Genomic DNA, 23,374 nt, shown 5'->3' on the forward strand with positions numbered 1-23,374 from the left:
TTTTCCGCTGTAAAAATACCCCATATAATTTTGTAACAATAATTAACGTTTGCATTACCTTAGCCAAACAATAATCACGGTCGACACTCTTAAAAAGTTTAGTCGGGGCTAAGGTTTAATTAAATAAACAAGACGGGTAAAAGTACAAAAAACAACCACTGCATTTTTTTTACGGCTTGTGGTATACTCCGCCGCCTTGAACTTTGATCTCTGCGCTCAAGCGCCGTTTTTATGATGAGGAAAATAAATGAGCACACCTGATTTTGCCACTGCTGAGAATAATCAAGAACTGGCACAGGAAGTCTCCTGCCTGAAATCTCTGCTTACCCTGATGCTCCAGGCAATGGGCCAGGCCGACGCGGGTCGTGTGATCCTTAAGATGGAACGCCAGATTGCGCAGATGGAAGATTCATCTCAGGCTGAAGTATTTTCCAGCACCGTTAAGCAAATCAAGCAAGCTTACCGTCAATAAAACAAAAACGGCTGAAAGCAATGCATTCAGCCGTTTACTCGTCTGCCACGCAGAACAGAATTGTAGTCAGATAATCCCCGTCGCCGCCGCATAGCAGGCAATCTGCGTCTTGTTTGGCGCATTGAATTTCTTCTGCATATTCTTCTGATGGAAGTTCACCGTATTTTCAGAAATAGAAAGAATGATGGCTATTTCTGCCGAGGTCTTCCCTTCCGCCGTCCATTTCAGAATTTCTTTCTCGCGCTTGCTGAATTTCATTTCAGGTGGCATCACCATTTCATGCTCCAGCCGCAGCAGCGTCGTCAATGCCATTTGCACCAGCATTTGCAGACGCATTTCAACCACTTCCCCCATCATCACGTTTATTGACAGGCTGGTACTGGAAACCGACAGGAATCCCATCGCATGATTTGGCAGCATCAGACACTGGGTGATCCCTTTACGCAGGCCATGATCGCGCGCACCGTCCCATAAGGATTGCGCATCCGCGAACAGAGCATCGTTCCAGGGTAAGTGTCCGTGAACGAAATTTTCGGGTTTCAGTACCGGATCGATAGCGAAATAATTTTCCGCCTGATACTGCGCCATCCACTGTTGCGGATAGGTGGAATGCACCGAAACTTTGGGTCGGGTGAACGGTACCGGATGACGAACGCAGAGGGCAAAGAAATCGTAGCCCAGGCTCTGAGTTTGTCGCTGAAGTTCGGGATATACCTCGTCGGCTGATGTCATCTCCTGAAAACGGAGATAGCATTCCCGTCGCCATGTGAAAAAGTCTAAATCCTTCATACCAGCTGAATGAAGCCCCTGTAAAAGATAATCATTATTATGATTTCTTAAATTAACACATAAATCTTATTTATATGTATAAAATATCGACCCCGGAGTATTTATCTACACATTTTATGCACTTAGGGTGGTTATGACGGGATAAAATCACGGCAGTATACATTTCTGGGGTGAATATTTTGCTCCGGAGATTAATTCCGGAGCAATTAAAAACAAATATGCTATTGCATCAGGAATTTTTCCAGAAATTGCCGGGTGCGAGGCTGCTGGGGATTAGCGAACAGCGCTTTCGCCGGTCCCTGCTCAACGATACGCCCCTGATCCATAAATATCGCCCTGTCGGCGACATCACGGGCGAAACTCATCTCATGGGTCACGATCACCAGGGTGCGCTTCTCCAGCGCCAGCTGGCGAATGGCATTCAGTACCTCCCCCACCAGCTCCGGATCCAGCGCGGAGGTAGGTTCATCAAACAGGATCACGTCAGGACGCATCGCCAGCGCGCGGGCAATTGCCACACGCTGCTGCTGCCCACCGGAGAGACGACGCGGGTAGCTGGTCTCTTTACCGGAAAGCCCGACTTTTGCCAGCAGCTCGCGGGCGCGGGCGGTGGCTTCCTCTTTGGGTTCGCCTTTGACAATCACCGGCCCTTCAATGATGTTTTCCAGCACCGTGCGATGGGGAAACAGATTAAAACTCTGGAAAACGAAGCCGATGTGCTGACGCAGACGACGAATCAGCCCCTTTTGCTGACTCAGCGATTTGCCTGTATCAATGGTGATATCACCCACCCGAATAGTGCCGCCTTCCGGGTGTTCCAGCAGGTTGATGCTGCGCAGCAGCGTGGTTTTACCGGAACCGCTGGGTCCGATAATCGCCACCACTTCGCCCTCCTGTACTTCCAGATCGATGCCGTGCAGCACCGTCTGACCGTGAAACTTCTTCACCAGGTTTTTAACGTCGATAGCACTCATTTCGGATCACGCTCCTGGCGGTTAAGCTGGTTTTCAAAATAGTTTTGCAGCGCCGACAGCACCGTCGCCATGATCCAGTAGATCAGCGAGGCGGCCAGATACATGGTAAAGACCTCCAGGGTACGCGAGGTGATCAGCTGCGCCTGGCGGAACAGCTCCGGCACCTGGATGGTGGCCGCCAGCGAGGTGTCCTTCACCAGGCTGATAAAGCTGTTGCTGAGCGGCGGCAGCGCCACGCGCGCGGCCTGCGGCAAAATGGCCCGGCGCAGGGTTTGCCACGGCGTCATACCGATACTGGCCGCGGCTTCCCACTGGCCTTTATCAATAGAGGAGATCGCCGCACGCAGGGTTTCTGCGGCATAGGCGGCGGTGTTGAGCGACAGGCCAATCATCGCCGCCGGGATCGGATCAAGCTCGATACCAAACTGCGGCAGGCCGTAGTAGATCATAAAAAGCTGGGCAATCAGCGGCGTGCCGCGGAATATAGAAATATAAAAACGCGCCAGCCAGCGTATGGGCAGCAGAGGCGACAGGCGCATCAAGGCCAGCAAAAAGCCCAGCACCAGACCAAAAAACATCCCGCCAATACTCAGCTGCAGCGTAAACACTGCGCCTTTCAGCAGGAACGGCAATGAATCAATCACCAGTTGAATACTTTCTTGCATTATGATTTTTCTGCCTGTGATTTAGACATGAGGATGGTAGGCAAAGAGAGCGGGCGCCCCGCCGGTATGGATAAACAGAATCGGGCCTTCATCTTTGAAGCGCTTCTGCTCGATCCCGTCGATAAGCCCGGCCATGGCTTTGCCGGTATAGACCGGATCCAGCAGGATCCCTTCCAGGCGCGCCAGCAGTTTGACCGCTTCCGTGCCTTCATCGTTTGGCGTGCCGTAGCCCGGTGCGAAGTAGTCATCCCACAGGATGATATCCGCCTTCGCGCTCACCTCCAGCTGCTGCGCCACTACCTGCTGCAGCGTGACCACCTTCGGTTTTTGATCGGCAATACTGCGTGACACGGTGACGCCAATCAGTTCAACCTCGGGCATGAGCTGCTCCAGCCCTACCGCCAGGCCGGCATGGGTACCTGCGCTGCCGGAGGCCACCACTACCGAGGAGATGCCGACCGCGCCTTCACACTGCTGGGCGATCTCCAGCGCGCTTTCGACATACCCCAGCGCACCCAGCGCGTTCGAGCCGCCGACCGGGATCACATACGGACGAAAACCCTGAGCTTCAACGCGGGTCGCCAGCTCGTTCAGCTGTGTGACAGGATCGGTCAGGGCGTCGCACATCTCCACCTGCACGTTGAACAGATCCAGCAGCAGACGGTTGCCGTTGCCGAGGTAGTTTTCTGCTTTGGTGCGATCGGGTTTTCCAGCAGGGCGATACAGTGCAGCCCCAGTTTGGCCGCCACGGCCGCGGTCTGGCGCACGTGGTTCGACTGGATAGCGCCGGCGGTGATCAGCGTGTCGGCGCCTTCACGCAGCGCATCCGCCGCCAGGAACTCCAGCTTGCGCAGCTTGTTGCCACCCATGGCCATGGGCGTCACGTCATCACGTTTAATAAGGATGTCGCGCCCGAGATAGTCCGATAAGCGCGGTAAATACTCCAGCGGCGTCGGCGCGCCGATAAATTCGAGGCGCGGAAAACGCGTCAGATTCTGTAATGACATGAAAACCTCCATAACCCTGTCTAAGTCTGATTTTTTTATTATGCACGCTGACGGCGAGGAAATAAAAAAGGCGCTTATCAAAGCGCCTTTTTTTTCAGTCAACTGCTTACTTTGTGACGTCTGCCCCGAACCATTTTTCGGACAGCGCCTTCAGGCTGCCGTCTTTCTGCATTTCTGCAATGGCGCCGTCAACGGCTTTCACCAGATCTTCGTTGTCCTTGCGGATCGCCACGCCCGCTTCCTGACGGGAGAAGGCATCACCGGCTACGGCCAGGGTATCTTTGGTTTTCTTCACCAGATCCAGCGCCGCCAGACGGTCAACCAGAATGGCATCGATACGGCCTACGCGCAGATCCTGGTATTTAGTCGGGTCATCATCATAGGTACGAATATCCACGCCCTGCACGTTCTGGCGCAGCCACTCTTCGTAGTTAGTACCCAGACCGACACCGACTTTTTTGCCCTTCAGATCGGCGGCAGATTTAATCGAACCTTCGTTGCCTTTTTTCACCAGCGCCTGGATACCGGAGACGGTATATGGGGTGGAGAAGTCATATTTTTTCTTACGTTCATCAGAGATGGTGACCTGGTTAATCACCACATCGATACGTTTTGAGTCCAGCGACGCCAGCATGCCGTCCCACTTGGTCGGCTTCAGAGACGCTTTAACGCCGAGGTGTTTTGCCAGCTCTTCGGCGAACTCTACTTCAAAACCGGTCAGTTTACCGTCGTCACCCTGGAAGCTGAACGGAGGATAGGTCCCTTCCAGCCCAACCAGCAGCGTGCCGCGCTCTTTAACTTTATTTAAAAGACCTTCTGCTGCGAAGGTTTTGACGCTCATACCCGCAACCAGCGCAACGGCCATTACACCCATCAGCGCCTGACGACCCAGAAGTGCAAATTTCATACATACCCCGATATCATTGGAATTTTGAGTGTAGTGTAGGGTGTTCGGCCGTAAGGTCAAACACGACTGCGCTACATGTTATTCATTTTTAATATATATCAGAAGTTGTTTCGCGGTGGACTTTCTGCTTCACCGCCACCGGCATTTGCGATTTGTATTGCGCATATTTGCGCAGCGCAATCCGGTAGTTATTGGTGCTGGTCGCAGGCAGCCACGGCTCCAGATTTTCGTCCAGATAACCGTTGGTCAAAAGCTCGCGTGAGATATTTTGCGAGGTCAGATGCTGGCCAAGACGACGCAGACGGACAACATATTCGCGCACCGTTCCATGGCTCATCTCTGTCTGTTCAAACAGGAACTGCTTGAAGCCGATAATGTCGAAAAAGTCGCTCTGCTCTTTACAGTGCAGATCGCCACAAAAACGACATAACGCCACCCACTCTTTCTGCTCTTCCAGCCATCCGGCTTCATCCAGCAGGGTATCGAGACGGGAGATCGCAATTTTATTGACGATCTCTCCACGACGGACCAGCGTGATGCGGTCGAGCAATTTATGGCAATGGGCGCAATGCGTCTGGCTGTGTTTAAAGTCTTTCAGGTAGCGGCTTAGTGGCCGTCTTTTAGATTGCTGCACCGTCATGATAACTCCTGGTTGTCAATACGTTGTGCGGCACTTAACGGGTGACAGGGATCACCTATAACTTACCCAGCTTGGTACGTAAGCGTTTAATGGCCTGACTATGCAGCTGGCTAACCCGCGACTCCCCGACTTCCAGCACGGCACCAATCTCCTTGAGATTGAGCTCTTCCTGGTAATAAAGGGTCAGCACCAGTTGTTCGCGTTCCGGTAAAGCCTCAATGGCTTCCATCACGCGCTGGCGAACGTTGCCTTCCATTAGCTGGTGCAACGGGTTTTCCTGCTGATGATCGTCCGTCACCAGTTCGATGCTATCGCCATGCTCTTCGCGCCACTCGTCGTAAGAGAAGAGTTGGCTATTATTGGTATCGAGCAACATCTGACGGTAGTCGGCAGTGGTGATCCCCAGACGATCCGCAACTTCGGTTTCCGTCGCGTTACGTCCGAGCTCTTGCTCCAGCTGCCCCATCGCCTGCGCCACTTCGCGTGCATTGCGGCGAACACTGCGCGGCACCCAATCCCGGCTGCGCAGTTCATCCAGCATCGCACCACGAATACGCTGTACTGCGTAAGTCGTAAATGCCGTTCCTTGCAGAGCGTCGTATCGGTCAACTGCATTCAATAACCCGATACCGCCCGCTTGTAGCAGATCGTCCAGTTCCACACTCGCCGGCAGACGTACCTGAAGCCGCAATGCTTCATGGCGCACCAGCGGAACATAACGCTGCCACAGCGAGTGTTTATCCATTACACCTTCAGCGGTATAGAGTGAATTCACGATAAACAGCCCTGCGTTAGTTGAGTTATCGGCATGATTATCCGATTCTGGAGGGGTTTTAATCGTGTGAATAGGGGGGGGAATGGGGGGTTATTTGGGGGTTATTGCATTTCTGGAAAGTAAAAAACCCCGCCGGAGCGGGGTTTGAGCGATAGGAGTGAATTAACGCAGCAGGGACAGCATGGTCTGTGGAACCTGGTTAGCCTGCGCCAGGACAGAAGAGCCTGCCTGCTGCAGGATCTGCGCGCGAGACATGTTGGAGACTTCAGTCGCGTAGTCGGAATCCTGAATTCGGCTGCGGGCAGCGGACAGGTTGTTCACGGTATTATTCAGGTTGGTAATGGTGGATTCAAAACGGTTCTGGGATGCACCCAGAGAGCTACGTTGCGTGTCGACTGATTTGATAGCCGCATCGATATCAGTTAGTGGCGTGGTACCTGCTGCGACACCCGCTGCACCACCAGTAACTTTACCTTTCAGAACGTCAAAACCAATTGCTGCCACAGTACGCATTTGGCCATTAACGGCTTCTTTCTTGGTTTCAGCCGCTGCCAGTGTCGCCGCACTTTCAGTAAATACGTATTTATTCTCTACCGCAGTATCGACGCCTGCTGCGCCTGCAGTTGCCAGGTTCCAGCCAGAACTTCCATTAATCCCAATACTGATTTGCTCACCATCTTTAGAACCCACCTGGAAATCATATTCTTTGGTAGTCGCGGTGCGGTTATCCAGAATTTTGATGCCGTTAAAATCAGTCTCTTTAGTAACGCGGTTCACTTCCTGCATACGCTGGTTAACTTCAGACTGGATGGAGTCGATATCAGACGCGGAGTTTGAGCTGTTCTGAGCCTGCACGGTCAGGTCACGGATACGCTGCAGGTTGTTGTTAATTTCACCCAGCGCACCTTCAGCGGTCTGCGCCAGGGAGATACCGTCGTTGGCGTTGCGTGCTGCAACGTTCAGTCCATTGATGTTAGAAGTGAATCGGTTAGCAATCGCCTGACCAGCAGCATCGTCTTTCGCGCTGTTGATACGCAGGCCGGAGGACAGACGCTCGATCGCCGTACCCAGAGTTGACTGGGATTTGTTCAGGTTGCTCTGAGTCATCAGCGACAGAGTGTTAGTGTTAATCACTGCCATAATTTATATCCTTCAATTTTATTCATGAGTTACGGCATGCGGCCTGCGGCTTCATTGCCATCATGGAAGTTATCGACTGGTCATCATTAAACTTTAGCGTTTTAAATACCCGCTAATCTCAGCAGACTAATAAATGCAAAAAAGCGCCGACATGCGGCGCTTTCAGAAGGTGCGTTACAAGAATTAACGCAGCAGTGACAGCATAGTCTGTGGGACCTGGTTAGCTTGCGCCAGGACAGAAGAGCCAGCCTGCTGCAGGATCTGCGCGCGGGACATATTGGACACTTCGGTAGCGTAGTCAGAATCCTGAATACGGCTGCGGGCTGCAGACAGGTTGTTCACGGTGTTGTTCAGGTTAGTAATGGTAGATTCAAAACGGTTCTGGGAAGCACCCAGTGAGCTACGCTGGTTATCGACCGCTTTGATCGCAGCATCAATGTCTTCCAAAGGTTTTTTGCCCGTTGCTACCCCAGCGTCGTCAACTTGGCCATTCAGTACATCAAAACCTTTAGCTAATACTGTTCGGAATTGTCCATTGACGGCTTCATTGACGGCTTCAGCATCTGAAATTTCAGTAGGAGTAGGCGCTGTTGGATCTGCGGGAACTTCAGTATTTGCATATTCATTCAATGTTGTACCTGTTTGGCCTGCTGCTGCCAGGTTCCAACCATCACTTGAATTCAACGAAATACTGATTTTTTCGCCATCTTTAGAACCAACCTGGAAAGCGTAATCTTTTGTTGCTGCCTTGGTGTTTAGGATTTTAATGCCATTAAAATCAGTTTCACGAGTAACCCTATCAACTTCTTCCATACGCTGGTTAACTTCAGACTGAATGGAGTCAATATCAGAAGCTGAGTTGGAGCTGTTCTGTGCCTGTACGGTCAGATCACGAATACGTTGCAGGTTGTTGTTAATTTCGCTCAGTGCACCTTCAGCAGTCTGCGCCAGGGAAATACCATCGTTGGCGTTACGGGCTGCAACATTCAGGCCGTTAATATTAGAGGTGAAACGGTTAGCAATCGCCTGACCCGCAGCGTCATCTTTGGCGCTGTTAATACGCAGACCGGAGGACAGACGCTCGATCGCGGTACCCAGAGTCGACTGGGACTTGTTCAGGTTGCTCTGAGTCATCAGCGACAGGGTGTTAGTGTTAATCACTGCCATGGTAATTATCCTTTAAAATGAGTAATCTATTACGACCCGACGCATGCGGCCTGCGGCATGCGACTTCCTAAAAATTATCGACAGGACACACTCAAACTTTAATTATTTTAATGTCTTTGAACGTTTCACTAATGAATGTAAATAAAAAAAGCGCCTACAAGCGGCGCTTTTACTGGCTACGTTGAAGGATTAACGCAGCAGGGACAACATGGTTTGTGGAACCTGGTTAGCCTGGGCCAGAACAGAAGAGCCAGCCTGCTGCAGGATCTGCGCGCGGGACATGTTGGAGACTTCAGTCGCGTAGTCGGAGTCCTGGATACGACTGCGGGCGGCAGACAGGTTGTTCACGGTATTATTCAGGTTGGTAATGGTGGATTCAAAACGGTTCTGGGAAGCACCTAAAGAGCTACGCTGGGTGTCAACAGATTTAATTGCCGCATCAATGGTCTGTAGTGCGCCCCAAGTTGCGGTATCTGTCGCGCTATAAGCACCTGTAGCCACTTTACGAACGTCAAACCCCTTTGCGTCGACAGTACGTGCCTCAGAGTTAACTTGCGCTAAGCCTGCAGCTGCAGTACCCGTTGCATCATACATATCCCACCCACCGGTCGCACTGAAATCACTGGTGTCCATAGTAATGGAAATTTTTTCTCCATCTTTTGAGCCTACCTGGAAATCAAATTTCTTCGATGCCGCGTTATCCAGAATTTTAATGCCGTTAAAGTCAGTTTCATTGGTGACGCGGTTGATTTCTTCCATACGCTGGTTAACTTCAGACTGGATGGAGTCGATATCAGACGCGGAGTTTGAGCTGTTCTGTGCCTGCACGGTCAGGTCACGGATACGCTGCAGGTTGTTGTTTATTTCACCCAGCGCACCTTCAGCGGTCTGTGCCAGAGAGATACCGTCGTTGGCGTTACGGGCTGCAACGTTAAGGCCGTTGATATTGGAAGTGAAGCGGTTAGCAATTGCCTGGCCAGCAGCATCGTCTTTCGCGCTGTTGATACGCAGGCCGGAGGACAGACGCTCAATCGCCGTACCCAGAGTTGACTGAGATTTGTTCAGGTTGCTCTGAGTCATCAGCGACAGGGTGTTAGTGTTAATCACTGCCATAATATATATCCTTCAATTTTATTCATGAGTTACGGCATGCGGCCTGCGGCTTCATTGCCATCATGAAAGTTATCGACTGGTCATCATTAAACTTTAGCGTTTTAAGCACCCGCTTTCATAAGCAACCTAATGAATGTAAAAAAGCGCCGACATGCGGCGCTTTTATGCTTGTTGCGTTAAAAGTATTAACGCAGCAGGGACAGCATGGTCTGCGGAACCTGGTTGGCCTGGGCCAGAACAGAAGAGCCAGCCTGCTGCAGGATCTGCGCACGAGACATGTTGGACACTTCGGTGGCGTAATCAGAGTCCTGAATACGGCTGCGGGCAGCAGACAGGTTGTTCACGGTGTTGTTCAGGTTGGTGATGGTGGATTCAAAGCGGTTCTGGGAAGCACCCAGAGAGCTACGCTGCGTATCGACAGCTTTAATCGCATCGTCGATGGTTTTTAAACCTGTGCTGTTAGTACCATCGTTCTGCAATACATCATAACCATTGCTTCCTACCTTGCGATCGGCAGCAACAAAGTTACCACTCAGACCAGCAACACCAGCCGTAGAGGCTGCAGTATATTTATCCCAAGAAGTCTTATCGTTCATAGTGATGCCAATTTGCTCGCCATCTTTTGAACCGACTTGGAAATCAAACGTTTTTGACGCAGTATTATTCAATACTTTAATACCGTTAAAGTCAGTTTGGGTAGCAACGCGATTAATCTCTTTCATACGTTCGTTGACTTCAGACTGAATAGAGTCAATGTCGGACGCGGAGTTTGAGCTATTCTGCGCCTGTACGGTCAAGTCACGTACACGTTGCAGGTTGTTGTTGATTTCGCTCAGCGCGCCTTCTGCGGTCTGCGCCAGGGAAATACCGTCGTTGGCGTTACGTGCTGCAACGTTCAGACCATTGATGTTAGAGGTAAAACGGTTAGCAATCGCCTGCCCTGCTGCGTCATCCTTGGCACTGTTAATACGCAGACCAGAAGACAGACGCTCGATCGCAGTACCCAGCGAAGACTGAGATTTATTCAGATTGCTCTGTGTCATCAGCGACAGGGTGTTAGTGTTAATAACTGCCATGATTTTTATCCTTCAATATTTGTCATTAAGTTACGGCCTGCGGCCTGCGGCTTCATCGCCTTCCAAACTGTTATCGACAGGACTATTTCAAACTTTAGTGGAATTGATAGCGTTTAAGGTCAGATTTAACGCAATAAAAAAGCGCCAATAAATGGCGCTTTTTTTAAGTAGTAATAACAAGCTTAACGCAGCAGGGACAGCATGGTCTGCGGAACCTGGTTGGCCTGGGCCAGAACAGAAGAACCAGCCTGCTGCAGAATCTGCGCACGTGACATATTAGACACTTCGGTCGCGTAGTCGGAATCCTGAATACGGCTGCGTGCAGCAGACAGGTTATTCACAGTGTTGTTCAGGTTAGTTACTGTTGATTCAAAACGGTTTTGAGAAGCACCGAGCGAACTACGCTGATTATCAACGGCTTTAATAGCGTTATCGATATCTGCAAGTGCATTCCCTCCCCCCAACGCTGCAGCAGTAACTTTACCGCTTCTTACGTCAAAACCAACCGCAGCAACTGAACGGTTGCCAGCGACTCCATTAACATCAGTCAAAGTTGCGGCTGCAACGGTGTTAGCATATACCCCTCCTGCAGTAACTGCAGTAGTTGTACCTGCTGCACCTGCAGCACTGCTTGAAGATGCCAGGTTCCATCCAGCAGCACTGTTGAGCGAGATTCCAATAGTCTCACCATCTTTGGAGCCTACCTGGAAATTATAGCTTTTCGCGGTAGCCGTTGTGTTGTTCAGAACTTTAATACCGTTGAAATCGGTCTGAGTGGTTACTCGGTCGATTTCAGCCATACGCTGGTTAACTTCAGACTGAATAGAGTCAAGATCGGAAGCCGAGTTAGAGCTGTTCTGCGCCTGAACGGTCAGATCACGCACACGCTGTAAGTTGTTGTTTATTTCGCTCAGCGCGCCTTCTGCGGTCTGCGCCAGGGAAATACCGTCGTTGGCGTTACGTGCAGCCACATTCAGGCCGTTAATGTTAGAGGTGAAGCGGTTAGCAATCGCCTGACCCGCCGCGTCATCTTTGGCGCTGTTAATACGAAGGCCGGAGGACAGACGCTCAATCGCAGTCCCCAAGGAAGACTGAGATTTGTTCAGGTTGCTCTGAGTCATCAGAGACAAGGTGTTAGTATTAATAACAGCCATGATGTATTCCTTTAAAAGTTTCGGATTCAGGCAACTGCCTACGGTTTTGTCACCGTTATTTTATTTATCGACCTTACCTTCCTAACCTTTAGACAAATGCGCACTTTTTTAAAGAGGCAAACTGCCCGCTATTTTTCCGCTTAATTTCCGCATTGAAAACGATAAAAAAACGCTAATCTTTTGCAATTTCTGCCGATAGAGCATCCAGCAATTGTCTCAATAAAGGATGAAAATATGGCAAGTGTTAGTTCACTCGGTGCAGGTACCAGCCTGGATCTCAATACGTTGTATGACAATTTACAGACAGCCGAACAGACCAAACTCACGCCGATCACTACGCAGCAGACCTCTTACAAAGCAAAACTGACGGCATGGGGCGTGGTACAGACTGCATTGACCAAGTTTCAGACTGCGTCAGACGCGCTGAAAAACACTTCTGCGATTGCGCAGGCAAAAGTGAGTAGCACCAATACTGCGTTCAGTGCAACGCTGGCCAGCAGCGCATCCGCCGGAACCTACTCGGTAGAAGTGACTAAACTGGCTGCTGCGCAGACGTTGTTGAGCCCGAAAGTCGCCAGTAAAGATACCGATCTGGGTGACAGCAGCATGAGTTCGCGCACGATCACCATCACGCAACCGGGTCAGAAAGATCCGCTGACGGTGACCCTGGCCAGCGACAAAACCAGCCTTGCGGATATGCGTGATGCCATTAACGCTAAACAGGGCAGTGTTACAGCCAGTATCATTAAGGCAGATGACAACAGTTACTATTTGTCACTGACATCACGTGATAGTGGCACAACGAATGAGATGACTATCACGACAGATGATGCCGCGCTGGCTAAATTCATCAGCCATGACGCTAATGACGCATCAACAGCGATGAAAATTCAGGTTCCCGCATCTGATGCTGTCGTAAATATTAATGGTATTCAGATTACGCGTAGCAGCAATACCATTACCGATGCCCCAGAAGGCGTGACGCTCAACCTGACCAAAACTAACGTCGGCAGCCCGGAAACCTTGTCGATAGTGAAAGACAACCAGCCGATGACCGATGCGATCCAGGCGTTTGTCGATGCGTATAACTCGTTGCAGACCACCATCGGCAACCAGACCAAATATACCGCGGTTAAACAGGGCGATGGTTCTCAGGACACGAGCAACGGCGATCTGCTGGGCGATGGCACGCTGCGTAATATCCAGACGCGCCTGCGTTCTGCGGTCTCGGCTACACAAGGTTCCGGTTCTCTGTCTTCGCTGTCGCAGTTGGGTATTACCCAGGATGTAAACGGTAAGCTGACCGTGGACAGCACCAAGTTAGGGAAAGCCCTGACGGAAAAATCTACCGACGTGCTTGCATTGCTGTCCGGTGACGGTAAAACCACCGGCTTAGCGACCCAGACCAGCAACCTGCTGAAAGACATGTTAGGGACAGAGGGTTCGGTCAAGAGTGCCACCGATGGTATCAATAAGACGCTGAAAAACCTGTCCGATCAGTACGACCGTGTTAACGCACAGATTACCGCCACCATGGCGCGCTACAAAACGCAGTTCACCAGTTTGAGTCAGCTGGTCTCTTCCATGGATCAAACCGGGAGCTATCTGACCCAACAGTTCAACGCCATGAACAGTTAATGAATGATGAGTTGAGGTTTTACGATGTATACAAAATCGGGAATTCAGGCCTATGCGCAGGTTAGCGTAGAGAGTGCCGTCCTGAGTGCCAGCCCGCATCAACTGGTGGTATTACTTTTTGATGGCGCGTTAAGCGCCATGAAAAAAGCCATTATTTTGATTGAGCAAGGTGATATTCCCGGTAAAGGGCAGGCGCTGGGCAAAGCCATCAATATTATCAGTAATGGTCTGCAGTCAGGGCTGAATCATGAGGTTGGTGGTGAGTTAACCACCAATCTGGACAGCCTCTACGACTACATGACCCGACGTCTTTTACAGGCCAATATTCATAATGACATTGATGCCATTAATGAAGTGGCGGGGTTACTCAATAACATCGCTGATGCCTGGAAAGAGATAGGCCCCAATTCTCAACATATCCGGGACAATTACTAATGGAAGCCAATCTGGGATTGCTCCAACACTATCAGCAACTGCTAACCACCAGCGCCTCGATGCTGGCCCTGTCAAAATCAGGGCGCTGGGATGAGCTGATTACTTTTGAAGTGAAATATCTGACCGCCGTTGAAAAGCTAACACAGTTTCAGGATGCGAATGAAATTGCGCCGCACATACAGGCGCAAATACGCCCGATGCTGCGTCAGATCCTCGACAATGAAATTGAGCTTAAAGCCTTGCTGCAACAGCGTATGGACGAGCTGAGAACTTTGGTTGGGCACTCTTCCCGACAACATAATCTGAATGCAACTTATGGACGTCTCTCTGGCAATATTCTTTTCCCCGCGGATATCTGAACGGGGGTTGATTACAGGCGGGTGAATATATTTCACTATTTCACCCGCTAACTTCTTCCGTCTCGCTCATACTCTCTGTGTTCTTAAACTGGAGCACGGAAGATGAAAAACCCCACCCTCTTGCAGTTCTTCCATTGGTATTACCCTGAAGGCAGTAAACTCTGGCCGGAAGTGGCCGAGCGTGCCGATGGCTTAAACGAGATCGGTATCAACATGGTCTGGCTGCCTCCGGCCTATAAAGGCGCTACCGGCGGCTACTCTGTGGGTTACGACTGCTACGATCTTTTCGATCTCGGCGAGTTCGATCAAAAAGGATCTATTCCCACCAAATACGGTGACAAAAACCAGCTGCTGGCCGCTATCGACGCGCTGAAACGCAACGACATCGCAGTGCTGTTGGACGTGGTGGTGAACCACAAAATGGGCGCCGATGAGAAAGAGTCCATCCGCGTCCAGCGCGTCAATGCCGACGATCGCAATCAGATCGATGACGAGATTATTGAATGCGAAGCCTGGACCCGCTACACCTTCCCCGTTCGCGCCGGAAAGTACTCAGAGTTTATCTGGGATTACAAATGCTTCAGCGGCATCGACCATATCGAAAATCCTGAGGAAAATGGCGTCTTTAAGATCGTCAATGATTACACTGGCGACGGCTGGAACGATCAGGTCAATAACGAGATGGGGAATTTTGACTACCTGATGGGCGAAAACATCGATTTTCGTAACCGTGCGGTGACCGAGGAGATCAAATACTGGGCGCGCTGGGTGATGGAACAGACCCAGTGCGACGGCTTCCGTCTGGATGCGGTGAAACATATTCCGGCCTGGTTCTATAAAGAGTGGATCGAACATGTGCAGGAGGTCGCGCCGAAGCCGCTGTTTATCGTGGCGGAATACTGGTCGCATGATGTCGATAAACTGCAGCAGTATATCGATCAGGTTGAAGGCAAAACCATGCTCTTCGACGCCCCGCTGCACATGAAGTTTCACGAAGCCTCGCGACAGGGTCGGGATTACGACATGAGCCAAATCTTCACCGGCACGCTGGTGGAGGCCGATCCGTTCCATGCGGTGACGCTGGTTGCAAACCACGACACCCAGCCGCTACAGGCGCTGGAAGCCCCGGTCGAAGCCTGGTTTAAGCCGCTGGCCTATGCCCTGATTTTGCTGCGTGAAAACGGCGTTCCCAGCGTCTTTTACCCTGATCTGTATGGTGCAAGCTATGACGACACCGGCGGTGATGGCGAGACGTACCACATCGACATGCCGGTGATCGAGCAGCTCGACCAGTTGATCCTCGCCCGTCAGCGCTTTGCACACGGCATCCAGACCCTGTGGTTCGATCACCCTAACTGTATCGCCTTCAGCCGCAGCGGCACCGACGACGATCCCGGCTGCGTGGTGGTGCTCTCTAACGGCGATGAGGGCGAAAAAACGATCGCGCTTGGGGAGAACTACGGCAACAAGAGCTGGAAAGATTTTCTCGGCAACCGGGAGGAGATCGTGACCACTGACGAAACCGGCACCGGCGTCTTTACCTGCAACGGTGGCAGCGTCAGCGTGTGGGTGATGGAAGAGGTGTTATAAGCTGTAAAACCGGGCGGCGCTGCGCCTGCCCGGTCTGCAGATCGTTACGGCAGTTTGCTTTCGAGCGGATTTTTACTGAGGTAAGCGGCGCACTCGACGGTAGGACGATCGACGCGCTGCAGGATCATCCCGTCATACTCGATGGCCGAGCCTTCACGCTCCAGCGGATAAATATCCAGCTTGCGGGTGACGTTATAAAAATCGTCAGAACGCAGCATGATTTTCCCCGGTACGGCCACTACCCGCTGCCACTGACGGCAATCCAGGGTATCCCCTTCTTGCGTCACCACCAGCGTCGCCATCGCTTCCGGGCTGACCAGGCTGCTTTGCGGCCCTTTTGACTGCCAGTAACCCGCCAGTTCAGCCGGGACCGGATGCTTGATCACGTCCTGATATTTATCGACCTGCACACAGCCGGTTAACGCCAGCAGCCCCGCCATAATTGCTATTTTTTTCATCATGATTCCATGTACGGAGAAAAAAATAGTGTGGCATTAAAGCCGTCGCGTCGCCAGCACCAGAAGGACTAAACCTGCATACTCATCACGTCCTGGTACGCCTGCATCAGCTTGTTACGCACCTGGATGCCCATCTGCATCGACACCGACGCTTTTTGTAAATCGGTCATCACATCGTTCAGCCCGATGCCCGGCGCGCCCATAGTGAATTTTTCGCCCTGCACGCGCGCCGCGGTTTGCGTGTCGCTGATCCGGTCCAGCGCCGCATGCAGCTGGCCCGCGAAGCTGACGGTTGACTGCACGTCAGCCACGTTCTGATTCCGGGCGGTCATTGCCGTTGCCTGAAGCTGGCTGATGACGCCTTCAATCCCCTGTATTGCCATGACTTTCCCCTGATGGATTTTTACGCGCTCAAGAGTAGCAGTCTGTCAATGAGATAAAGGCGCTAAATAGCGATAAAAAACCAGGTTATTTGACGCATAGAAATTCCCGATTCATCAAATAATGGCACGGCCATGATTATGGAATTTTTGTTGTGTTTGCCGACCCGGGAGTCTGTTTTGTTTCTCCACACCAATAATGAAATCCACGATGAGTCACGAGGTGCGCTATGACTGCGTCAGCAACATCAGGCCCTCAAACTAAATCTCTCGAATGGATGAGCCGCCTGCGCGCGAACCCTAAAGTGCCATTGATCGTGGCAGGTGCTGCCGCCATCGCTATTGTGGTCGCTATGGTCTTATGGGCCAAACAACCTGACTACCGCACCCTGTTCAGCAACCTCTCTGACCAGGATGGCGGCGCTATCGTCACCCAGTTAACCCAGATGAACGTCCCTTACCGCTTCGCGGATAACGACGGCGCGCTGGAAGTCCCTGCCGATAAAGTTCATGAACTCCGCTTACGTCTTGCCCAGCAAGGGCTGCCGAAAGGCGGCGCGGTAGGCTTTGAGCTGCTGGATCAGGAAAAATTCGGTATCAGCCAGTTCAGCGAGCAGGTTAACTACCAGCGCGCGCTGGAAGGCGAACTGGCCCGCACCATCGAAACGCTGGGCCCGCTGAAGAGCGCCCGTGTTCACCTGGCCATGCCAAAACCGACGCTGTTTGTGCGTGAACAAAAAGCCCCGTCGGCTTCCGTCACCGTTAATCTGCAGCCTGGCCGCGCGCTGGATGAAGGGCAGATTAGCGCGGTGGTGCATCTGGTCTCCAGCGCCGTGGCGGGTTTGCCGCCGGGTAACGTGACCCTGGTGGATCAGATGGGCCGCCTGTTAACCAAATCCAATAACGGCGATCGCGATCTGAATGACGCGCAGCTGAAATATGCCACTGACGTGGAAAATCGCGTTCAGAGCCGCATCGAAGCGATTCTGGGCCCGATTGTCGGGACAGCTAACGTGCATGCCCAGGTCACCGCGCAGATCGATTTCTCCGATAAAGAGCAGACCGAAGAGCAATATCGTCCGAACGGCGATGCCGCCCAGGCGGTCATGCGCTCGCGTCAGGTGAATGAAAACCTGCAGGTCGGCGGGCCAAATCCTGGCGGCGTGCCGGGCGCGCTCTCCAACCAGCCTGCCCCGGCCAACACCGCGCCCATTAACGCCCCGGCACAGAACCAGCAGAACGGCCAACAGGCGAACCAACAGCAGCAGCAAACGGCGTCGGCCGCGAATTCCGGCCCGCGCACCAGCAGCCGCAACGAAACCACTAACTACGAAGTCGATCGCACCATTCGCCACACCAAAATGAACACCGGTGATGTGCAGCGTCTCTCCGTGGCGGTGGTCGTTAACTACAAAACCCTGCCGGACGGTAAGCCGCTGCCGCTGACCGCCGAGCAGATGAAACAGATCGAAAACCTGACCCGTGAAGCCATGGGTTACTCCGAGAAGCGTGGCGATACCTTAAACGTCGTGAACTCACCGTTCAGCGCGGTTGACGATACCAGCGGCGAGCTGCCGTTCTGGAAAACCCAGTCGTTTATCGAGCAGATGCTGGAAGCCGGTCGCTGGCTGCTGGTGGTGATTGTCGCCTGGCTGCTGTGGCGTAAAGCGGTACGTCCGCAGATCGTCCGTCGCGCAGAGGAAGCGAAAGCGCTGAAAGAGCAGACCATGCTGCGTCAGGAAACAGAAGAAGCGGTGGAAGTCCGCCTCAGCAAAGACGAACAGATGCAGCAGCGCCGTGCTAACCAGCGCATGGGCGCTGAAGTGATGAGCCAGCGTATTCGCGAAATGTCAGATAACGATCCGCGCGTCGTGGCGCTGGTCATTCGCCAGTGGATGAGTACAGAAAATGAGTAACCTTACCGGAACGGATAAAAGCGTCATCCTGCTGATGACCATTGGCGAGGACCGGGCGGCAGAGGTGTTCAAACACCTCTCCCAGCGCGAAGTGCAGGTTCTCAGCGCGGCGATGGCCAACGTGCGCCAGATCTCCAACAAACAGCTGACCGAGGTGCTGGCAGAGTTTGAGCAGGAAGCGGAACAGTTCGCGGCGCTCAACGTCAACGCCAACGAATACCTGCGTTCGGTGCTGGTCAAAGCGCTCGGCGAAGAGCGCGCGGCCAGCCTGCTGGAAGATATTCTCGAGACCCGCGACACCGCCAGCGGCATCGAAACGCTCAACTTTATGGAGCCGCAAACTGCTGCCGATCTTATTCGCGACGAGCATCCGCAGATCATCGCCACCATCCTGGTTCACCTCAAGCGGGGTCAGGCGGCCGATATTCTGGCGCTGTTCGACGAACGCCTGCGTCACGATGTGATGCTGCGTATCGCCACCTTCGGCGGCGTCCAGCCGGCGGCGCTGGCGGAGCTGACCGAGGTGCTGAACGGCCTGCTCGACGGCCAGAACCTCAAGCGCAGCAAAATGGGCGGCGTGAGAACGGCGGCCGAAATTATCAACCTGATGAAAACGCAGCAGGAAGAGGCGGTTATTACCGCAGTACGCGAGTTCGACGGCGAACTGGCACAGAAAATTATCGACGAGATGTTCCTGTTCGAAAACCTGGTCGACGTGGACGACCGCAGTATCCAGCGCCTGCTGCAGGAAGTGGACTCCGAATCGCTGCTTATCGCCCTCAAAGGTGCCGAACAGCCGCTGCGCGAGAAGTTCCTGCGCAATATGTCCCAGCGTGCGGCGGATATCCTGCGCGACGACCTTGCCAACCGTGGTCCGGTGCGTCTGTCTCAGGTGGAAAACGAACAGAAAGCAATCCTGCTTATTGTGCGTCGTCTGGCCGAAACCGGCGAGATGGTGGTAGGCAGCGGCGAGGATACCTATGTCTGATGAACTGCCGTGGAAGGTCTGGACGCCGGATGACCTCTCCCCTCCCCGCGCGGAATTTGTGCCCGCGAGCGTCGCCCCTGCCGAACCCGGCGAGGACGACGACGCGCCCGAATTAAGCGAAGAGGAGCAGCGCGCGCAGCAGCTGGCACAGATCCAGATGCAGGCGCACGATCAGGGCTATGCTGCCGGGCTGAACGAAGGCCGGCAGAAAGGTCAGGATCAGGGCTATCAGGAAGGTCTGGCTCAGGGCCTGGCGCAGGGGTTAGAGCAGGCGCGCTCGCAGCAGGCGCCGATCCATGCCCGCATGCAGCAGCTGGTGAGCGAGTTCCAGAACACGCTTGATGCGCTGGACAGCGTTATCGCCTCGCGTCTGATGCAGATGGCGCTGGAGGCGGCACGCCAGGTGATCGGCCACACGCCGCCGGTAGATAATTCGTCGCTCATCAAACAGATTCAGGGGCTGTTGCAACAGGAGCCGCTGTTCAGCGGCAAACCGCAGCTGCGCGTTCACCCGGACGATCTTCAGCGCGTGGAAGAGATGCTCGGCGCGACCCTGAGCCTGCACGGCTGGCGTCTGCGCGGCGATCCGACCCTGCATCACGGCGGATGTAAAGTCTCCGCCGATGAAGGGGATCTGGATGCCAGCGTAGCCACCCGCTGGCAGGAACTGTGCCGCCTGGCGGCACCGGGAGTCATCTGATGACCGCACGCCTCACCCGCTGGCTCAACACCCTCGACAACTTTGAAACGAAGATGGCGCAGCTGCCCGCCGTGCGTCGCTATGGCCGCTTAACCCGCGCCACCGGCCTGGTGCTGGAAGCCACGGGCCTTCAGCTGCCGTTGGGGGCCACCTGCATTATTGAGCGGCCAGACGGGAATGAGATCCGCGAAGTCGAGAGTGAAGTGGTCGGCTTTAACGGCCAGCGCCTGTTCCTGATGCCGCTGGAAGAGGTCGAAGGGGTTCTGCCCGGCGCGCGGGTGTATGCCAAAAATTTATCCGGCGACGGACTGCACAGCGGCAAACAACTGCCGCTCGGCCCGGCGCTGCTCGGACGCGTGCTGGACGGCGGCGGTAAACCGCTGGACGGCCTGCCCGCGCCCGATACCACCGAAACCGGCGCGCTGGTAACCCAGCCCTTCAACCCGTTACAACGAACGCCGATCGAGCATGTGCTGGATACCGGCGTGCGCCCGATCAACGCCCTGCTGACCGTCGGTCGCGGCCAGCGTATGGGCCTGTTTGCCGGTTCCGGCGTCGGGAAATCGGTGCTGCTCGGGATGATGGCTCGCTATACCCAGGCCGACGTTATCGTGGTTGGGCTGATTGGCGAGCGTGGCCGTGAAGTGAAAGATTTTATCGAGAACATCCTCGGGCCCGATGGGCGTGCCCGCTCGGTAGTGATTGCCGCCCCGGCGGACGTCTCTCCCCTGCTGCGTATGCAGGGCGCCGCCTATGCCACCCGCATCGCCGAAGATTTCCGCGACCGGGGTCAGCACGTGCTGCTGATCATGGACTCCCTGACTCGTTATGCGATGGCCCAGCGTGAGATCGCCCTGGCGATCGGCGAACCGCCGGCCACCAAAGGTTATCCGCCGTCGGTGTTTGCCAAATTACCGGCGCTGGTCGAGCGCGCGGGTAACGGCATCAGCGGCGGGGGCTCGATTACCGCGTTTTACACGGTTCTGACCGAAGGCGATGACCAGCAGGATCCGATTGCCGACTCGGCGCGTGCGATCCTCGACGGCCATATCGTTCTGTCGCGCCGCCTGGCCGAAGCGGGCCACTACCCGGCGATTGATATTGAAGCCTCGATCAGCCGTGCGATGACGGCTCTGATCTCCGAGAAGCATTACGCCCGGGTGCGTAACTTCAAGCAGCTGCTCTCCAGCTTCCAGCGCAACCGCGATCTGGTCAGCGTCGGGGCCTATGCCAAAGGCAGCGACCCGATGCTCGACAAGGCGATTGCCCTGTGGCCGCACCTGGAGGCGTATCTGCAGCAGGGTATTTTTGAAAAAGCCGACTGGGAAAGCTCAATCCAGGCTCTGGAGATGATCTTCCCGCAGGCGTAACCAGGTAGAGGGCGAATGTCATGGCACAACACGGCGCATTAACCACGCTGAAAGATCTGGCCGAAAAAGACGTTGATACTGCCGCACAGCAGCTGGGCGCGATGCGCCGCGGTTACCAGCAGGCGGAAGAGCAGCTGAAGATGTTGATCGACTACCAGCATGAGTATCGCAATAACCTCAATACCGATATGACGCAGGGCATCGGCAGCCAGCGCTGGATCAACTACCAACAGTTCATTCAGACGCTGGAAAAAGCGATCGAACAGCATCGCCAGCAGGTACTTCAGTGGACCGAAAAGGTTGACCGGGCGTTGAACGTCTGGCGCGAAAAGAAACAGCGTCTACAGGCCTGGCAGACGCTGCAGGATCGCCAGCTTGCCGCCGCTATGCTGGCGGAAAACCGTCTCGATCAGAAAAAAATGGATGAATTTGCCCAGCGGGCAACAATGAGGACCCCGGAATGATCACCCTTCAACAACTGCTCTCGACCGACAGCGAACTTACTGCTGGCGTCCGGGGCGGAAAAGCGGCCGATGGCGCGCAGGATTTTCTTGCCCTGCTGGCGGGCGCGTTAAGCGATGCAAAAGGCCAGGGCAAAGAAGCTGGCCTGACGCTGAGCGATCTGCAGGCATCGGGCGGCAAGCTCGCGAAAGCGGCACTGCAGGCCGGTGCGGCTGACGCCGACGTTGACGCCGATGCCGGTAAGCTGGCCGAACTGCTGGCGCGTCAGGACCTGACGTTCACCGACGAAAAAGCCACCCCGCCGGGGCTGACGCAGGGCCTGCTGCCCGCAGCCAAAAGCGACGTGCTGAAGAGCCTGACCCAGGCGGCGAAAGAGGCGGACAGTAAAACCGAGCTCAGCGAAGAGGAGCTGGCGGGCTTAAGCGCCTTAATGGCAATGCTGCCCCACCAGCAGACCGCAACCGCTGCGGCCCCTCAGCCGGTCAGCGCCACCAGTCTTGACGTGAAGGCGGCAGCCACCAGCGAGCGCGGACGCCAGCCAGCCCTGGATACCAATGCCCTGGGCAGCACGAAAACCGTCGCTCAGGATAAAGATGCGTTGGTTGCCGACAACCAACTGACGCCAGCCGTCGCCGCGACCATCAACAAACAGGCGGCAGAGAGCACTCCGTCCCCGACCGGGCCAACCGCCACGATGGGGCCGATTGTCAGTACTCATACCTCCGTCCAGGGGACCTTTGCCGCCGCACCGGTGGTCAGCGCCCAGCTGGGCAGCAACGAGTGGCAGCAGACCATCAGCCAGCACATCACGCTGTTTACCCGTCAGGGCCAGCAGAGCGCCGAACTGCGTCTGCATCCGGAAGATCTTGGCCAGGTGCAGATCACCCTCAAGCTGGATGATAATCAGGCGCAGCTGCAGATGGTGTCAGGCCATAGCCACGTTCGCGCGGCGCTGGAAGCGGCGCTGCCGGTTCTGCGCACCCAACTGGCGGAGAACGGCATTCAGCTGACCCAAAGCAGCATCAGCAGTGAAAACTTTAACGGTCAACAGCAGGCCTCTTCTCAGCATCATCAGCAGGCATCCCGCTCCGGCAATGCCGGCGGATTTGATGAAGAGAACGATGAGCTGCTGGCGGTACCTGCCTCCCTGCAGTCTACCGCGCGTGGAAACAGCGCTGTCGATATCTTCGCCTAAACCT

At 54.1% G+C, this 23,374-nt stretch carries 24 protein-coding genes and 1 pseudogene; 11 read left to right on the forward strand and 14 right to left on the reverse strand.

Going from position 1 to position 23,374, the window contains the following annotated elements; translation table 11 throughout:
- Positions 1 to 247 precede the first annotated feature (247 nt).
- Positions 248 to 472, forward strand: coding sequence for a DUF2594 family protein (locus tag K5I40_RS01765; protein WP_039030890.1), 225 nt, complete (start codon positions 248 to 250; stop codon positions 470 to 472).
- Positions 473 to 538: 66 nt separating this feature from the next.
- Here the strand turns inward: K5I40_RS01765 and sdiA are convergent, their stop codons facing one another.
- The 12 genes and pseudogenes from sdiA to K5I40_RS01825 form a co-directional block, all read right to left on the reverse strand.
- On the reverse strand, positions 539 to 1,261 hold the full coding sequence (gene sdiA / locus K5I40_RS01770; protein ID WP_039030891.1) for a transcriptional regulator SdiA: 723 nt from the start codon (positions 1,259 to 1,261) through the stop codon (positions 539 to 541).
- Positions 1,262 to 1,482: 221 nt separating this feature from the next.
- Complete coding sequence (tcyN, locus tag K5I40_RS01775) at positions 1,483 to 2,235, reverse strand: L-cystine ABC transporter ATP-binding protein TcyN (protein ID WP_223073827.1); 753 nt, start codon at positions 2,233 to 2,235, stop codon at positions 1,483 to 1,485.
- The gene (tcyL, locus tag K5I40_RS01780) at positions 2,232 to 2,900 is read right to left on the reverse strand and encodes a cystine ABC transporter permease (protein ID WP_039030893.1); all 669 of its coding nucleotides are present in this window, start codon (positions 2,898 to 2,900) and stop codon (positions 2,232 to 2,234) included. The genes tcyN and tcyL overlap by 4 nt, the downstream gene beginning before the upstream one ends.
- Before the next feature lie 21 nt (positions 2,901 to 2,921).
- Positions 2,922 to 3,907, reverse strand: a pseudogene (gene dcyD / locus K5I40_RS01785) (D-cysteine desulfhydrase).
- Positions 3,908 to 4,013: 106 nt separating this feature from the next.
- Positions 4,014 to 4,814, reverse strand: coding sequence for a cystine ABC transporter substrate-binding protein (gene tcyJ, locus K5I40_RS01790; RefSeq protein WP_039030895.1), 801 nt, complete (start codon positions 4,812 to 4,814; stop codon positions 4,014 to 4,016).
- 88 nt (positions 4,815 to 4,902) lie between these two features.
- The gene (gene fliZ / locus K5I40_RS01795; protein ID WP_138369391.1) at positions 4,903 to 5,454 is read right to left on the reverse strand and encodes a flagella biosynthesis regulatory protein FliZ; all 552 of its coding nucleotides are present in this window, start codon (positions 5,452 to 5,454) and stop codon (positions 4,903 to 4,905) included.
- Positions 5,455 to 5,509: 55 nt separating this feature from the next.
- Entirely contained in the window at positions 5,510 to 6,229 is a 720-nt protein-coding gene (gene fliA / locus K5I40_RS01800; protein WP_039030897.1) for an RNA polymerase sigma factor FliA, read from the reverse strand.
- A gap of 162 nt (positions 6,230 to 6,391) precedes the next feature.
- Positions 6,392 to 7,369: a flagellin gene (locus K5I40_RS01805; protein WP_255588846.1), complete on the reverse strand. Its 978-nt coding sequence runs from the start codon at positions 7,367 to 7,369 to the stop codon at positions 6,392 to 6,394.
- 183 nt (positions 7,370 to 7,552) lie between these two features.
- The gene (locus tag K5I40_RS01810) at positions 7,553 to 8,536 is read right to left on the reverse strand and encodes a flagellin (RefSeq protein WP_223073825.1); all 984 of its coding nucleotides are present in this window, start codon (positions 8,534 to 8,536) and stop codon (positions 7,553 to 7,555) included.
- A gap of 189 nt (positions 8,537 to 8,725) precedes the next feature.
- The gene (locus K5I40_RS01815; protein WP_255588845.1) at positions 8,726 to 9,649 is read right to left on the reverse strand and encodes a flagellin; all 924 of its coding nucleotides are present in this window, start codon (positions 9,647 to 9,649) and stop codon (positions 8,726 to 8,728) included.
- 185 nt (positions 9,650 to 9,834) lie between these two features.
- Positions 9,835 to 10,725, reverse strand: coding sequence for a flagellin (locus K5I40_RS01820; protein WP_255588844.1), 891 nt, complete (start codon positions 10,723 to 10,725; stop codon positions 9,835 to 9,837).
- 182 nt (positions 10,726 to 10,907) lie between these two features.
- Positions 10,908 to 11,879, reverse strand: a complete 972-nt coding sequence (locus K5I40_RS01825; RefSeq protein ID WP_255588843.1) for a flagellin — start codon at positions 11,877 to 11,879, stop codon at positions 10,908 to 10,910.
- A gap of 234 nt (positions 11,880 to 12,113) precedes the next feature.
- Here K5I40_RS01825 and fliD point away from each other — a divergent pair, with 234 nt between their 5' ends.
- The 4 genes from fliD (at position 12,114) to amyA (ending at position 15,901) form a co-directional block, all read left to right on the forward strand.
- Entirely contained in the window at positions 12,114 to 13,517 is a 1,404-nt protein-coding gene (fliD, locus tag K5I40_RS01830; protein WP_223073824.1) for a flagellar filament capping protein FliD, read from the forward strand.
- A gap of 24 nt (positions 13,518 to 13,541) precedes the next feature.
- On the forward strand, positions 13,542 to 13,952 hold the full coding sequence (gene fliS / locus K5I40_RS01835; protein ID WP_039032566.1) for a flagellar export chaperone FliS: 411 nt from the start codon (positions 13,542 to 13,544) through the stop codon (positions 13,950 to 13,952).
- Complete coding sequence (fliT, locus tag K5I40_RS01840) at positions 13,952 to 14,311, forward strand: flagella biosynthesis regulatory protein FliT (protein ID WP_039032565.1); 360 nt, start codon at positions 13,952 to 13,954, stop codon at positions 14,309 to 14,311. Before fliS ends, fliT begins: the two co-directional genes overlap by 1 nt.
- 102 nt (positions 14,312 to 14,413) lie before the next feature.
- Positions 14,414 to 15,901, forward strand: coding sequence for an alpha-amylase (amyA, locus tag K5I40_RS01845; RefSeq protein WP_223073823.1), 1,488 nt, complete (start codon positions 14,414 to 14,416; stop codon positions 15,899 to 15,901).
- Positions 15,902 to 15,945: 44 nt separating this feature from the next.
- Here the strand turns inward: amyA and yedD are convergent, their stop codons facing one another.
- Complete coding sequence (gene yedD, locus K5I40_RS01850) at positions 15,946 to 16,359, reverse strand: lipoprotein YedD (protein ID WP_039032563.1); 414 nt, start codon at positions 16,357 to 16,359, stop codon at positions 15,946 to 15,948.
- Between the two features lie 68 nt (positions 16,360 to 16,427).
- Entirely contained in the window at positions 16,428 to 16,742 is a 315-nt protein-coding gene (gene fliE / locus K5I40_RS01855; RefSeq protein WP_039032562.1) for a flagellar hook-basal body complex protein FliE, read from the reverse strand.
- A gap of 227 nt (positions 16,743 to 16,969) precedes the next feature.
- Here fliE and fliF point away from each other — a divergent pair, with 227 nt between their 5' ends.
- Genes fliF through fliK form a run of 6 tightly spaced genes read left to right on the forward strand, consistent with a single transcriptional unit; the run spans position 16,970 to position 23,370 of the window.
- Positions 16,970 to 18,655, forward strand: coding sequence for a flagellar basal-body MS-ring/collar protein FliF (gene fliF, locus K5I40_RS01860; RefSeq protein ID WP_223073822.1), 1,686 nt, complete (start codon positions 16,970 to 16,972; stop codon positions 18,653 to 18,655).
- Positions 18,648 to 19,643: a flagellar motor switch protein FliG gene (fliG, locus tag K5I40_RS01865; RefSeq protein WP_039032560.1), complete on the forward strand. Its 996-nt coding sequence runs from the start codon at positions 18,648 to 18,650 to the stop codon at positions 19,641 to 19,643. Before fliF ends, fliG begins: the two co-directional genes overlap by 8 nt.
- Positions 19,636 to 20,343: a flagellar assembly protein FliH gene (gene fliH / locus K5I40_RS01870; RefSeq protein ID WP_039032559.1), complete on the forward strand. Its 708-nt coding sequence runs from the start codon at positions 19,636 to 19,638 to the stop codon at positions 20,341 to 20,343. Before fliG ends, fliH begins: the two co-directional genes overlap by 8 nt.
- Positions 20,343 to 21,713, forward strand: coding sequence for a flagellar protein export ATPase FliI (gene fliI / locus K5I40_RS01875; protein WP_223073821.1), 1,371 nt, complete (start codon positions 20,343 to 20,345; stop codon positions 21,711 to 21,713). Before fliH ends, fliI begins: the two co-directional genes overlap by 1 nt.
- A gap of 20 nt (positions 21,714 to 21,733) precedes the next feature.
- The gene (fliJ, locus tag K5I40_RS01880; RefSeq protein ID WP_039032557.1) at positions 21,734 to 22,177 is read left to right on the forward strand and encodes a flagellar export protein FliJ; all 444 of its coding nucleotides are present in this window, start codon (positions 21,734 to 21,736) and stop codon (positions 22,175 to 22,177) included.
- Positions 22,174 to 23,370 (forward strand): flagellar hook length control protein FliK, encoded by a 1,197-nt coding sequence (fliK, locus tag K5I40_RS01885; protein ID WP_223073820.1) that lies wholly within the window; start codon positions 22,174 to 22,176, stop codon positions 23,368 to 23,370. Before fliJ ends, fliK begins: the two co-directional genes overlap by 4 nt.
- Positions 23,371 to 23,374: the final 4 nt, after the last annotated feature.

Origin of the sequence: Leclercia sp. LTM14, from assembly GCF_023736175.1 — a bacterium.
Taxonomy (GTDB): domain Bacteria; phylum Pseudomonadota; class Gammaproteobacteria; order Enterobacterales; family Enterobacteriaceae; genus Enterobacter; species Enterobacter barmai.